Consider the following 13,121-nt stretch of genomic DNA (forward strand, 5'->3'; position numbering starts at 1 on the left):
GGTGCGGAGCAGCCGCCTCCGCCACCCGTGTCCCGGAGGCCACCGGGTCCCCCGGGTGGGTCCTGTCCGTCAGGCGGACCTCGGGGGCGGGAGGCACCGGGTGCCGGATACGGTTGGAGCACCATGAGCGCTTCGCAGACCTCTGACGTTCCCACGCTTCTCGTCAAGATCTTCGGCAAGGACCGACCGGGCATCACGGCCGGCCTGTTCGACACCCTCGCCGCCTACTCCGTCGATGTCGTCGACATCGAGCAGGTCGTCACCCGTGGCCGGATCGTGTTGTGCGCGCTCGTGACCGAGCCGCCCCAGGGTCTGGAGGGCGATCTGAGGGCCACCGTCCACAGCTGGGCGGAGTCGCTGAAGCTGCAGGCGGAGATCATCTCCGGCATCGGCGACAACCGGCCGCGCGGTCTCGGCCGCTCCCTGGTCACGGTGCTCGGGCACCCGCTCACCGCTGAGGCGACGGCCGCCATAGCGGCCCGGATAGCCGAGTCCGGCAGCAACATCGACCGTATCTTCCGGCTGGCCAAGTACCCGGTGACCGCCGTCGAGTTCGCGGTGTCCGGCGTACAGACCGAGCCGCTGCGCACCGCCCTGGCCACCGAGGCCGCGGCGCTCGGTGTGGACGTCGCGGTCGTCGCGGCGGGACTGCACCGGCGGGCGCAGCGCCTGGTCGTGATGGACGTGGACTCGACGCTGATCCAGGACGAGGTCATCGAGCTGTTCGCCGCGCACGCCGGCTGCGAGGACAAGGTCGCCGAGGTGACGGCGGCCGCGATGCGCGGGGAACTGGACTTCGAGCAGTCGCTGCACGCGCGCGTGGCGCTGCTGGCGGGGCTGGACGCCTCGGTGGTGGAGAAGGTCCGCGGCGAGGTGCGGCTGACACCGGGTGCCCGCACCCTGATCCGTACGCTGAAGCGGCTCGGCTACCAGGTGGGGGTCGTCTCCGGCGGCTTCACGCAGGTCACCGACGATTTGAAGGAGCGGTTGGGACTGGACTTCGCCCAGGCCAACACGCTGGAGATCGTCGACGGCAGGCTGACGGGCCGGGTCACCGGGGAGATCGTGGACCGGGCGGGCAAGGCGCGGCTGCTGCGTCGGTTCGCCGCCGAGGCCGGCGTACCGCTGGCGCAGACCGTGGCGATCGGGGACGGGGCCAACGATCTGGACATGCTGAACGCGGCCGGGCTCGGCGTCGCCTTCAACGCCAAGCCGGTGGTGCGCGAGGCGGCGCACACGGCGGTGAACGTGCCCTTCCTGGACACGGTGCTGTATCTGCTCGGTATCACCCGGGAAGAGGTCGAGGCGGCGGACACGCTGGACGAGGGTCTCGTCGAGGGCCTCGGGCTGCCCATCGACCGGATCTGAGCGGCCCAGGCGCCTCCTGGTACGGCCGGGGCCCGGACCGCCCGAGTGCCGGGCCGGGCCCTGTCCCGCGGGGCCGGATCAGTCGGTCGGTGCCCAGTAGTCGACCAGGGAGGCCGTGCCCGGCTCCACGTCCTTCCAGGAGCCCGTGAAGGTCAGGACGGCGAAGGCCGCGGTCGGGAAGCCACGGCGGCCCATCCGCTCGCGGACGTCGTCCTCGGCCGAGCCGGCCAGGATCTCGGCGAGTGCCTCCATGCCCGGGTTGTGGCCGATCATCAGCACGTTGCGCAGGTCGTCGGGGGTCTCGTTGAGCACGGCGATCAGCTCGCCGGGCGAGGCCTCGTAGATCCGCTCCTCGTAGACGGTTTTCGGCCGCTGCGGGAACTCCTGGACGGCGAGCTTCCAGGTCTCGCGGGTCCGGGCCGACGTGGAGCACAGTGCCTGGTCGAAGGGGACGCCGGTATCCGCCAGCCTGCGCCCGGCCTCTGCGGCGTCCTTGCGGCCCCGATCGGCGAGCGGCCGCTCGTGATCGGTCACCTGTGGCCAGTCGGCTTTCGCATGCCGGAAAAGGATGATCCTGCGGGGTTCTGCGACGCTCATGGCATCCAGCTTCGCATGAAACAGGCCACGAGGCGCAGGGAGTTGACATGCGGATTCACCGCTTCGAGCGCGCCCCGGGACGCCGGTCCGGCCTCAGCGGGCGGTGAGCTGCCGCACCCGCTCCAGCAGGTGGGCGATCCCGGGTTCACCGGCGGTGGCGTGGGCCTCGGCGGGGTTGAGTATCAGCAGGAGCAGCGCGACGAAGGCGAGCACGGGCAGGGCGAGGGCCCACCAGGGCAGCCGGATCTCGACGCCGCCCCGGGTCGCCTGGGGAGGCCGGGTGTGGGTTGGGGCCGACATGAGTGCCTCCGCTGGTCTTCGAGCGTCGCTGGTCCGTGCTCCGCGGCCCGCCTGCCGTACTGCGGGCACATCTCGAAACTACGGAATCCGCGGGCCCCAACCCATCCGGAAGTCCACCCACTTGACCCTGACCCTCGCCCCCTAGGGGATGGGGGGTTAACCCCACCGTCGGGCGGACGAGGGCGGGGTCACGGTGAGGCGATCGTCGCGACGATGCCGATGATCACGAAGATCGCGAGGAAGCCTCCGAAGACGAACAGCATCTTCTTCTGGCCGTGCTGGGGATTCGGGTCCAGGACTGGCATACGGCAAGTCTCGCATCCGCCTCCCCCACCGGAGCGGGCGGGCCGCACCCCGGGAGGGCGAACCGGCCGCCGACGGGTTCAGCGGGCCGCTTCCTCCTCCACCGTGCGGTCGCGTCCCGCCAGGAAGCCCACCAGCATCTGCGGCACCATCAGGGCGCTCATCAGCGCGATCGGCATGCCCCAGCCGCCGCTGTGCTGGTAGAGCACGCCCACCAGCAGCGGCCCCGGGATGGAGATCAGGTAGCCGGTGCTCTGCGCGAAGGCGGACAGCTGGGCGACGCCCGCGCCCGTCCTGGCCCGCATCCCGACCATGGTCAGCGCGAGCGGGAAGGCACAGTTGGAGACGCCGAGCAGCAGGGCCCAGGCCCAGGCGCCGCCGGCCGGGGCGAAGTACAGGCCGGCGTATCCGGCGAGTCCGCACACGCCCAGTACCAGCACGATCGGGCCCTGGTGGGGCAGGCGGGTGGCCACCCGCGGGATGACGAAGGCGAGCGGCACGCCCATCACCATGATGACGGCGAGCAGGAGTCCGGCGGTGCCGGCGGACACACCCGCGTCCCGGAAGATCTGCGCCATCCAGCCCATCGTGATGTAGGCGGCGGTGGCCTGGAGGCCGAAGAAGACGGCGAGGGCCCAGGCCGTACGGCTGCGGGTGATCCGCAGCGGAGGCTGCTCGGCGGGCTGTGCCGCCGGCCGAGCGGCCCCCGCTGCACGGCGGTCCGCCCGGCGCGCGGCCGTGGGCTCCGCGGCACCCTCGCCGACCTCGTCGATCTCGTGGGCGCCCTTGGAGGCGTCCCGGGCGGGCGGGGGCTCGGACGGTGCCTTCCGGTCGCGTACGAAGGGGATCCACGGCAGGACGGCGGCCGCCGCCAGGACGGCCCAGACCGCGAGGCCGGGCTGCCAGTCCCCGCCCAGCGCGTTCGTCATGGGCACGGTCGCCGCGGCGGCGATCGAGGTGCCGAAGGCGAGGGCCATGGAGTACAGGCCGGTCATGGAGCCGACCCGGTCGGGGAAGAAGCGCTTGACGATGACCGGCATCAGGACGTTGCTGACCGCGATGCCCATCAGCGCGAGGGCGGTGGCGGCCAGGAAGCCTGCCGTTCCGCCTGCGTACGGGCGTATGAGCAGGCCGGCGGTGATGGCGACCATGCCCGCGCAGACCACCGCGCCGGGTCCGAAGCGGCGGGCCAGCCGCGGGGCGGTGACCCCGAAGACGGCGAAGCACAGCGGGGGCACGGAGGTGAGCAGTCCGGCCACGCTGCCGCTCATGCCGAGCCCGTCGCGGACCTCTTCCAGCAGCGCTCCCAGGCTCGTGATGGCGGGGCGCAGGTTGACCGCGGCCAGGACGATGCCGAGCAGGAGCAGGCGGGTCGTCCACGTCGTCCACGCGCGCGTGCCGGGCGCTCCGGGCGTCCGGCCGGGTACTCGGGCATCACGTTCGGCCGCCTCGCGGCCGAGGGGCGCGGACTGCGGGGTCTCCGTCCGAGTCTCCGTCCGGGTTTCGTCACTAGCCATGAGACCCATCATAGAATCATGGGATGATTGGTTGTCCATCCCGGCGTTCATCCGGTGGCTGTCCGCCGCCGGGACCCGCGTGCGAAGGTGAGCCATGCCCCTGAGCCATCCCCGTCGTTCGGCGCTGTCCGAGCAGGTCATCGCGGCACTGCGCCAGCAGATCGCCACGGGCGAGTGGCCGGTCGGCTCCCGCATCCCGACGGAGCCCGAACTGGTCGAACAGCTCGGTGTCGCCCGGAACACGGTCCGTGAGGCGGTCCGCGCGCTGGCCCACAACGGTCTGCTGGACATCCGCCAGGGCTCCGGCACATACGTCGTGGCGACCAGCGAGCTGGCGGGCGTGATGCAGCGCCGCTTCGCCGACGCCGACCCCCGGCACATCGCGGAGCTGCGTTCCACGCTGGAGTCGGCAGCCGCCCGGCTCGCCGCCGAGCGGCGCACGGAGAAGGACCTCAAGCAGCTCGACGCGCTGCTGGTGCGCCGCGAGGAGGCCTGGGAGTCGGGCGCCACGGAGGCGTTCGTGACAGCGGACGCCACCTTCCACCTGGCCGTCGTGGCCGCCTCGCACAACGACGTGATGACCGCGATGTACGCGGATCTGGGTGAGGTGATGCGGGACTGGCTGCGGGTGGACGTCGGCAGCGAGCTCACGCCGGAGTCGCACATGGACCACACACGGCTGGTGGACGCGATCCGCGCGGGGGACGCGGTGACGGCCGCCCAGGAGGCGGCCGGCTATCCGTTCCTGTGCCGGCCCGGCCGGATCAGTGCGCCCGCTGGTGGCTGACCCAGGCCGCCTGGACCTCCTTCCAGCACCGGCCGTCCAGACGTACGGTCTGCGCGGGCCCGGCCGATACCGCCGAACCGTCGCTGTCGAGGTCCCACCAGCGGACGCACTCGATGTGCAGCCGCACCTGGTCGGGTCCCGGGTACGGGTTGTGGCAGTGGGCGGTCACCCGGGAGCCGTCGACGCGGACCCTGCACTCGGCGCCGAACGGCTCCTGCGAGGCGGAGTCCCCGGCATCCCCCGTGTCCCCGGCGGGCACGCGCGCGTGGGACACCGCCTGGGACGGCAGGAGCAGCGCACAGGCGAGGGCGGCGGGCACTGAGGCCAGGCGGAAGAGCAGACGCACAGGGGACCCCCTCGGCCGTGCGGGGAACTGGGAGGGAAAGCGCGTGGTGAACTCGTACTCCAGCGTGTGCCGCCCACCGTCCCACCGCCCGGCCGACTGAGCCGAACGGGTGACATGCCAGGGGCCCGCGCCCGTGAAGGACGCGGGCCCCGAACCAGGCGGCCGGTCAGGCGCCGACTGCGTGCAGACCGCCGTCGACGTGGACGATCTCGCCCGTGGTCTTCGGGAACCAGTCGCTCAGCAGCGCGACGACGCCGCGGCCGGCCGGCTCCGGGTCCTTCAGGTCCCACTCCAGCGGGGCGCGGTTGTCCCACACGGAGGCCAGCTCGGCGAAGCCCGGGATGGACTTGGCGGCCATGGAGCCGATCGGGCCCGCGGAGATCAGGTTGCAGCGGATGTTCTGCTTGCCCAGGTCACGCGCCATGTAGCGGCTGGTGGCCTCCAGGGCGGCCTTGGCCGGGCCCATCCAGTCGTACTGCGGCCAGGCGTACTGCGCGTCGAAGGTGAGGCCGACGACCGAGCCGCCGTTCTGCATCAGCGGCAGGCAGGCCATGGTCAGCGACTTCAGGGAGTACGCCGAGACGTGCATCGCGGTGGCGACCGACTCGAACGGCGTGTTCAGGAAGTTGCCGCCGAGCGCGTCCTGCGGCGCGAAGCCGATGGAGTGCACGACGCCGTCGAGGCCGCCCAGCTCCTCGCCGACGATGTCGGCCAGGCGCCCGAGGTGCTCGTCATTGGTGACGTCGAGCTCGATGACCTTGGTGGGCTTGGGCAGCTTCTTGGCGATGCGCTCGGTCAGCGTCGGCCGCGGGAAGGCGGTCAGGATGATCTCGGCACCCTGCTCCTGGGCCAGCTTGGCGGTGTGGAAGGCGATGGAGGACTCCATCAGCACACCGGTGATCAGGACGCGCTTGCCCTCGAGAATTCCGCTCATGGTGATCAGTGACCCATTCCCAGTCCGCCGTCAACGGGGATGACGGCTCCAGTGATGTACGAGGCGTCGTCCGAGGCGAGGAACCGCACCGTCGCGGCGATCTCCTCCGCCTGCGCGTACCGGCCGAGCGGCACCTGCGCGAGGATTTTCGTCTGCTGCTCCTCGGTGAGCTCCCGCGTCATGTCGGTGTCGACGAAGCCCGGCGCGACGACGTTGAAGGTGAGGTTGCGCGAGCCCAGCTCACGGGCGAGGGAACGCGCGAAGCCGACCAGGCCCGCCTTGGATGCGGCGTAGTTGGCCTGCCCCGCGGAGCCGAGGAGCCCGACGACCGACGAGATGAGCACGACACGGCCCTTCCTGGCCCGCAGCATGCCGCGGTTGGCGCGCTTGACGACGCGGAAGGTGCCGGTGAGGTTGGTGTCGACGACGGAGGTGAAGTCCTCCTCGGACATGCGCATCAGGAGCTGGTCCTTGTTGACGCCCGCGTTGGCGACCAGGACCTCGACGGGACCGTGTGCTTCCTCGATCTCCTTGTAGGCCTGCTCCACCTGCTCGCTGTCGGTGATGTCGCACCTGACGGCCAGGCAGCCCAGCTCCGTCAGGGCGGCGGGCGGCTCACCCGAGCGGTACGTGATCGCGACCTTGTCGCCGGCGTCGGCGAAAGCGCGGGCGATGGCGAGGCCGATGCCCCGGTTGCCTCCGGTGACGAGAACCGAGCGGCTCAACGGATCACCCTTTCAATAGCGGTCTGGTAGCCACCCGAACACCCGGTTGACGGGCGGCGATGACAGGCGGCTTCCTCGAAAACCTATCGGTCCCCACCCGTCCGCAAAGACTCGGGCACCCACAGTGGCTTACGGGGCTGGCTGTCGGGTCCCTACAGAAAAGGCCCGGGCGTCACCCCTCCGACACGGCCGGCACCGCTGCCGCGCGTACGGTCCCGGCCCGGCGCGAATCCATTGGCAGGTCCCGGTGCCGGCACCCCATGATTCACTGCGGGACGAACACGTCTCGCTCACCATGACTCAGGGAGGCAGTTCGTGGCCCACGAGGTCGATCAGTCATTCCTAGCACTCCCCCTGCGCCCCCTCGCCGACGCCGCCCTCGCCCGCGCGCGGGCGCTCGGTGCCGAGCACGCGGACTTCCGGCTGGAGCGGGTGCGCGACGCCTCCTGGCGGCTGCGGGACGCCCGGCCCGCCGGGTCCTCCGACACGACCGACCTCGGATACGCGGTGCGCGTGGTGCACGGCGGTACGTGGGGCTTCGCGTCCGGTGTGGACCTGACGATGGACGCCGCCGCCAAGGTCGCCTCGCAGGCGGTGGCGATGGCCAAGCTGTCCGCGCGGGTGATCAAATCCGCCGGGTCGGACGAGCGTGTCGAGCTGGCCGACGAACCCGCGCACGCCGACCGGACGTGGGTCTCGTCGTACGAGGTGGACCCCTTCACCGTGCCCGACGCGGAGAAGTCGGCGCTGCTGGCCGACTGGAGCGCGCGGCTGCTCGCGGCGGACGGGGTCGACCACGTCGACGCCTCGCTGCTCACCGTGCACGAGAACAAGTTCTACGCCGACACCGCCGGGACGGTGACCACGCAGCAGCGGGTGCGGCTGCACCCGGTGCTCACCGCCGTGTCGGTGAACGACTCCAGCGGCGAGTTCGACTCCATGCGCACCCTCGCGCCGCCCGCCGGGCGCGGCTGGGAGTACCTGACCGGCACCGGCTGGGACTGGGACGCCGAGCTGGCCGAGATCCCGGAGCTGCTGGCCGGGAAGATGCGGGCGCCGAGCGTCGAGGCGGGACCGTACGACCTGGTCGTCGACCCGTCGAACCTGTGGCTGACCATCCACGAGTCCATCGGCCACGCCACCGAGCTTGACCGCGCCCTCGGCTACGAGGCCGCCTACGCCGGCACCTCCTTCGCCACCTTCGACCAGCTCGGCAAGCTGCGCTACGGCTCCGAGCTGATGAACGTCACCGGCGACCGCACCGCCGAGCACGGGCTCGCGACCGTCGGGTACGACGACGAGGGCGTCGAGGGCCAGTCCTGGGACCTGGTGAAGGACGGCACGCTGGTGGGCTACCAGCTCGACCGGCGCATCGCGCGGCTCACCGGGTTCGAGCGGTCCAACGGGTGCGCCTACGCCGACTCCCCCGCGCATGTGCCCGTGCAGCGCATGGCCAACGTGTCGCTGCGGCCGGATCCCGGCGGGCTGTCGACGGAGGACCTGATCGGGGGCGTGGAGCGCGGGATCTACGTCGTCGGGGACCGGTCCTGGTCCATCGACATGCAGCGCCACAACTTCCAGTTCACCGGGCAGCGGTTCTTCCGGATCGAGAACGGGCGGCTCGCCGGTCAGCTGCGGGACGTGGCCTACCAGGCGACGACCACCGACTTCTGGGGGTCCATGGCGGCCGTCGGCGGCCCGCAGACGTACGTCCTGGGCGGCGCCTTCAACTGCGGCAAGGCCCAGCCCGGACAGGTCGCGGCCGTCTCCCACGGCTGCCCGTCCGCCCTCTTCAAGGGAGTCAACATACTGAACACCACCCAGGAGGCGGGTCGATGAGCGCCGGTACGAGCGTCGGCCGGGGGTCCGGGGGTCGTCCCCCGGGACAGCACAGCCTGAACACCACCCAGGAGGCGGGTCGATGAGCGCGCGTACGGGCAAGCCGCACGAGATCGTCGAGCGGGCGCTGGAGCTGTCCCGGGCGGACGGGTGTGTGGTCGTCGCCGACGAGGAGTCCACCGCCAACCTGCGCTGGGCGGGCAACGCGCTCACCACCAACGGTGTCACGCGCGGGCGCGCACTCACCGTCGTCGCCACCGTGGACGGGCGGGAGGGCACGGCGTCCGGGGTCGTGTCGCGCTCGGCCGTGACCGCGGACGAGCTGGAGCCCCTGGTGCGCGCCGCCGAGGCCGCCGCGCGCGACGCCGGACCGGCCGAGGACGCGCAGCCACTGGTCACGGGCGTGCCGGCCTCGCCCGACTTCACCGACGCGCCCGCCGAGACCTCGTCGGCCGTCTTCGCCGACTTCGCGCCGGCCCTCGGTGAGGCGTTCGCACGCGCGCGTGCGGGCGGCCGGGAGCTGTACGGCTTCGCCAACCACGAGATGACGTCGACGTACGTGGGCACGTCCACGGGACTGCGGCTGCGGCACGACCAGCCCACCGGCACGCTGGAACTGAACGCCAAGTCGCCGGACCGCGCCCGGTCGGCGTGGGCGGGGCGCTCCACGCGTGACTTCAAGGACGTCGACCCGGCGGCGCTCGACGCCGAGCTGGCCGTACGGCTCGGCTGGGCCCGGCGGCGGGTGGAGCTGCCGGCGGGCCGGTACGAGACGCTGCTGCCGCCGACCGCGGTCGCGGACCTGCTGATCTACCAGTTGTGGTCGTCCTCGGGGCGGGACGCGGCCGAGGGGCGCACGGTGTTCTCGAAGCCGGGCGGCGGCACGCGCGTCGGCGAGCGGCTCGGCGAGCTGCCGCTGACCCTGCGCAGCGATCCGCACGAGCCGGGTCTTCAGAGCGCGCCCTTCGTGGTCGCGCACTCCTCGGGCGGCGATCGGTCGGTGTTCGACAACGGGCTGCCGGTCGGCGCCACCGACTGGATCCGCGCGGGCGAGCTGAACCGGCTGACGACCACCCGGCACAGCGCCGGGCTGACCGGGCTGCCGGTGGCACCGGCGATCGGCAACCTGGTCCTGGACGGCGGCGACCCCGACCGGTCCCTGGACCGGATGGTCGCCGGCACCTCACGCGGCCTGCTGCTCACCTGCCTCTGGTACATCCGCGAGGTCGACCCGGCGACGCTGCTGCTGACCGGGCTGACCCGGGACGGCGTCTATCTCGTCGAGAACGGCGAGGTCGTCGGCGAGGTGAACAACTTCCGGTTCAACGAGTCGCCGGTGAGTCTGCTGGGCCGGGCCACTGAGGCGGGGCGCACGGAGAAGACGCTGCCCAGGGAATGGGGCGACTGGTTCACCAGGGCGGCGATGCCCGCGCTGCGCGTCCCCGATTTCAATATGAGCTCTGTCAGTCAGGGCGTATAACCTCGTAGTCGGCTGTCACCCGACTGCCCAAAGATCATCAGCACGCGTCAGCACGCGTGAACACGTAGGAGACACGAGAACCGTGACGGACATCGTCGACGAGTTGCAGTGGCGCGGGCTGTTCGCCCAGTCCACCGACGAGAACGCATTGCGCAAGGCGCTCGCGGACGGTCCCGTCACGTTCTATTGCGGTTTCGACCCGACCGCGCCGTCCCTGCACGTGGGGCACCTGGTACAGGTGCTCACCGTGCGCCGGCTCCAGCAGGCCGGTCACCGGCCGCTGGCGCTGGTCGGCGGTGCGACGGGGCAGATCGGCGACCCGCGCCCGACCGCGGAGCGCACGCTGAACCCGCCGGAGACCGTCGCGGGCTGGGTGGCGCGGCTGCGCGGCCAGATCGAGCCGTTCCTGTCCTTCGAGGGCGAGAACGCGGCCGTGATGGTCAACAACCTCGACTGGACCGAGGGGCTCTCCGCGATCGAGTTCCTGCGGGACATCGGCAAGCACTTCCGGGTCAACAAGATGCTGACCAAGGACTCCGTCGCGCGGCGGCTGGAGTCCTCCGAGGGCATCAGCTACACGGAGTTCAGCTACCAGCTCCTCCAGGCGATGGACTTCCTCCAGCTCTACCGGAGGTACGGCTGCACGATGCAGCAGGGCGGCAGCGACCAGTGGGGCAACCTCACGGCCGGCCTGGACCTGCTGCACCGGCTGGAGCCGGACGCCACCGCGCACGCCTACGCGACGCCGCTGATGACGAAGGCGGACGGCACCAAGTTCGGCAAGACCGAGGGCGGCGCCGTCTGGCTCGACCCCGAGATGACCACGCCGTACGCGTTCTACCAGTTCTGGCTGAACGTGGACGACCGGGACATCTCGAAGTACATGCGCATCCTGTCCTTCCGCTCCCGCGAGGAGCTTGAGGAGCTGGAGCGGCAGACCGAGGAGCGTCCGCAGGCCCGGGCCGCGCAGCGCGCGCTGGCCGAGGAGCTGACGACACTGGTGCACGGCGCCGACCAGACGGCCGCCGTGATCGCCGCGTCCAAGGCCCTCTTCGGCCAGGGCGACCTGACGGAGCTGGACGACCGGACGCTGGCCGCGGCCCTCTCCGAGCTGCCGCACGTCGAGGTCGCCGAGCTGGGTCCGGTGGTGGACCTGTTCGCCGAGGTCGGCCTGGTGGCCAGCAAGTCCGCCGCGCGCCGCACGGTCAAGGAGGGCGGCGCCTACGTGAACAACGCCAAGGTCACCGGTGAGGACGCGGTCCCCGCCGCGGAGGACCTGCTGCACGGGCGCTGGCTGGTGCTGCGCCGCGGCAAGAAGAACCTGGCCGCGGTGGAGGTCACCAGCGCCTGAGCGCGGTACTGCCCGCGCCCGAGCGTGCGTACGGGGGGCGGTTTCCGGTGCCGTGCGGCTGCCGGAGGCCGCCCCTTCGTCGTACGGGTGTCCTACGTGCCGTCAGGCCCGTTCGCGCCGCTTGTTGCCCCGTACCGCCATGTACATCGCGTCGCCCACGGCCACGATGACGATGGCGGCCACCAGCTGGAAGACGTGCCGCCACCAGTCGATGCCGGAGGTCGCGTCCACGCCCGCCGCCCGCGCGATCGCGTTGCCCGCGATCGCGCCGAGGATGCCGAAGATGGTGGTCAGCCACAGGGGGCTGTGCTGCTTCCCGGGAATGATCGCCTTGGCGATCAGACCGAGCACGAATCCGACGATGATCGCCCACAACCAGCCCATGACTGCCTCCTCATACGGCCCTACGCGAGCATTACCGCCAGTGTTCGGCGGTACCGCGTACGGCGCATGCCGGATACGGCCGAACGGGGTACCGGACTACGCGGTGCGGCGCACACCGTGCGCGCGGAACGGGGGTGCCCCGGTCTCGTGGGCGGCGCAGGCGCGGCGTAACGTGGGGAGTTGTCCGGGACCGGAGTCCCCGAGCGGCCGCGGACGGGAGCGGGCGGGGAGAGTCCGATGCGGGCGGATGGTGGAACCAGATGCGGAAGCAGAGTGCCGGCGGCAGTGCCGAGGTGTTCCGGATCACCGGGGCCCGGACGGGTCTCCAGGAGGACGTGCGCGGGCGGCAGCGCCGGTACATCATCTCGATGTCGGTCCGTACGCTGTCGGTGATCCTCGCGGTCTGCCTGTGGAACGTGGAACGGCACGTCGCGATCGTGGCCTTGATCCTCGGGGCTGCCCTGCCGTACATCGCGGTCGTGATCGCCAACGCCGGGCGTGAGAACGCGCCATCGTTGCCGTCGACGTTCGTGACGGCGCGGACCGCCCCGATGATCATGCCGCCACGCGCCGAGGACGGTTCGGCGGGAGCGGTTCCGGAGGACGCCAGGACCGACCCGGCGCCGGGCGCGGCCGGTGAACCACGCGGCCGGGCCTGACCGCTGGGCGTCCATCCGGGCCGGTGCCGGGGCGGCCGTCGATTCCACGCCAGGCCGAAGAAATGCTCAGATGAATCGCGCTGTTCCGGTGCCGGGCCACGGGTGACCCGTGACATACTTCGTACTCGCTCCGCATCCCCCGTCGGAGCGACGGACCGACGCCGGGCAGCTCCCCCCGTGGCTGCTCGGCGTCGCCTTTTTCGGTGGGTGTCCGCGGCTGTCGCGCGGTGGATTCGTTGATGTTTTCGGTAGTTCTGATTCGGTAGTTGTGAGACGAAACTGTGAGTGACGAGACCGCCCCGATCTGCTCCGCGAAGGGCTGCCGTGCCACCGCCCTATGGGTGCTGGCATGGAACAACCCGAAGGTGCACACACCGGAGCGCCGCAAGACGTGGGTCGCCTGCGACGAGCACCGGGAGCATCTGTCCCAGTTCCTCGGGGCGCGGGGCTTCCTGAAGGACGTGGTCCCGCTGGCCGACTGGGAGCCCCCTGCGGGCTCCCGGCCAGGGCCTGCCGTGAGCGGGCCCTGAG

Annotated in this window: 15 protein-coding genes; 7 read left to right on the forward strand and 8 right to left on the reverse strand. The window is 71.5% G+C overall.

The window, feature by feature from the left end; genetic code table 11:
• The first annotated feature begins 123 nt into the window (after window positions 1–123).
• Window positions 124–1,368 carry a phosphoserine phosphatase SerB gene (serB, locus tag ACH4NX_RS28790; RefSeq protein ID WP_351399206.1) on the forward strand — a complete coding sequence of 415 codons (1,245 nt, stop codon included), beginning with the start codon at window positions 124–126 and terminating at the stop codon, window positions 1,366–1,368.
• Window positions 1,369–1,446: 78 nt separating this feature from the next.
• Here serB and ACH4NX_RS28795 read toward each other — a convergent pair whose 3' ends face one another.
• The 4 genes from ACH4NX_RS28795 to ACH4NX_RS28810 all read right to left on the reverse strand — a co-directional run bounded on the left by ACH4NX_RS28795 (window position 1,447) and on the right by ACH4NX_RS28810 (window position 4,097).
• Entirely contained in the window at window positions 1,447–1,965 is a 519-nt protein-coding gene (locus tag ACH4NX_RS28795; RefSeq protein ID WP_398129363.1) for a SixA phosphatase family protein, read from the reverse strand.
• A gap of 93 nt (window positions 1,966–2,058) precedes the next feature.
• Entirely contained in the window at window positions 2,059–2,265 is a 207-nt protein-coding gene (locus tag ACH4NX_RS28800; RefSeq protein ID WP_351399209.1) for a hypothetical protein, read from the reverse strand.
• Between the two features lie 188 nt (window positions 2,266–2,453).
• Window positions 2,454–2,570, reverse strand: coding sequence for an SGM_5486 family transporter-associated protein (locus tag ACH4NX_RS28805; protein WP_345589758.1), 117 nt, complete (start codon window positions 2,568–2,570; stop codon window positions 2,454–2,456).
• A 78-nt stretch (window positions 2,571–2,648) separates the two neighbouring features.
• Window positions 2,649–4,097 (reverse strand): CynX/NimT family MFS transporter, encoded by a 1,449-nt coding sequence (locus ACH4NX_RS28810; RefSeq protein WP_398129364.1) that lies wholly within the window; start codon window positions 4,095–4,097, stop codon window positions 2,649–2,651.
• Between the two features lie 82 nt (window positions 4,098–4,179).
• On the opposite strand from ACH4NX_RS28810, the gene ACH4NX_RS28815 reads away from it, so the two are divergent.
• Window positions 4,180–4,872: a FadR/GntR family transcriptional regulator gene (locus ACH4NX_RS28815; protein ID WP_351399215.1), complete on the forward strand. Its 693-nt coding sequence runs from the start codon at window positions 4,180–4,182 to the stop codon at window positions 4,870–4,872.
• Here ACH4NX_RS28815 and ACH4NX_RS28820 read toward each other — a convergent pair.
• The 3 genes from ACH4NX_RS28820 to fabG all read right to left on the reverse strand — a co-directional run bounded on the left by ACH4NX_RS28820 (window position 4,850) and on the right by fabG (window position 6,877).
• Window positions 4,850–5,218, reverse strand: coding sequence for a hypothetical protein (locus ACH4NX_RS28820; protein WP_351399217.1), 369 nt, complete (start codon window positions 5,216–5,218; stop codon window positions 4,850–4,852). The genes ACH4NX_RS28815 and ACH4NX_RS28820 overlap by 23 nt on opposite strands.
• A 166-nt stretch (window positions 5,219–5,384) precedes the next feature.
• On the reverse strand, window positions 5,385–6,152 hold the full coding sequence (gene fabI / locus ACH4NX_RS28825; RefSeq protein ID WP_279566108.1) for an enoyl-ACP reductase FabI: 768 nt from the start codon (window positions 6,150–6,152) through the stop codon (window positions 5,385–5,387).
• Between the two features lie 5 nt (window positions 6,153–6,157).
• Entirely contained in the window at window positions 6,158–6,877 is a 720-nt protein-coding gene (fabG, locus tag ACH4NX_RS28830) for a 3-oxoacyl-[acyl-carrier-protein] reductase (protein WP_351399219.1), read from the reverse strand.
• A 315-nt stretch (window positions 6,878–7,192) separates the two neighbouring features.
• Here fabG and ACH4NX_RS28835 point away from each other — a divergent pair, with 315 nt between their 5' ends.
• The 3 genes from ACH4NX_RS28835 to tyrS all read left to right on the forward strand — a co-directional run bounded on the left by ACH4NX_RS28835 (window position 7,193) and on the right by tyrS (window position 11,547).
• Complete coding sequence (locus tag ACH4NX_RS28835; protein ID WP_398129365.1) at window positions 7,193–8,716, forward strand: TldD/PmbA family protein; 1,524 nt, start codon at window positions 7,193–7,195, stop codon at window positions 8,714–8,716.
• Between the two features lie 82 nt (window positions 8,717–8,798).
• Window positions 8,799–10,196: a metallopeptidase TldD-related protein gene (locus ACH4NX_RS28840; protein ID WP_398129366.1), complete on the forward strand. Its 1,398-nt coding sequence runs from the start codon at window positions 8,799–8,801 to the stop codon at window positions 10,194–10,196.
• An 82-nt stretch (window positions 10,197–10,278) separates the two neighbouring features.
• Window positions 10,279–11,547, forward strand: coding sequence for a tyrosine--tRNA ligase (gene tyrS, locus ACH4NX_RS28845; protein WP_351399225.1), 1,269 nt, complete (start codon window positions 10,279–10,281; stop codon window positions 11,545–11,547).
• Between the two features lie 102 nt (window positions 11,548–11,649).
• Here tyrS and ACH4NX_RS28850 read toward each other — a convergent pair whose 3' ends face one another.
• Window positions 11,650–11,931, reverse strand: coding sequence for a GlsB/YeaQ/YmgE family stress response membrane protein (locus ACH4NX_RS28850; protein ID WP_351399227.1), 282 nt, complete (start codon window positions 11,929–11,931; stop codon window positions 11,650–11,652).
• 260 nt (window positions 11,932–12,191) lie between these two features.
• Between ACH4NX_RS28850 and ACH4NX_RS28855 the strand changes: the two genes are divergently transcribed.
• Window positions 12,192–12,590, forward strand: a complete 399-nt coding sequence (locus ACH4NX_RS28855) for a DUF3099 domain-containing protein (protein WP_351399229.1) — start codon at window positions 12,192–12,194, stop codon at window positions 12,588–12,590.
• Between the two features lie 281 nt (window positions 12,591–12,871).
• Complete coding sequence (locus ACH4NX_RS28860) at window positions 12,872–13,120, forward strand: hypothetical protein (protein ID WP_398129367.1); 249 nt, start codon at window positions 12,872–12,874, stop codon at window positions 13,118–13,120.
• Window position 13,121 lies beyond the last annotated feature (1 nt).

Origin of the sequence: Streptomyces sp. NPDC017225, from assembly GCF_044331465.1 — a bacterium.
In the GTDB taxonomy this organism is placed as follows: domain Bacteria; phylum Actinomycetota; class Actinomycetes; order Streptomycetales; family Streptomycetaceae; genus Streptomyces.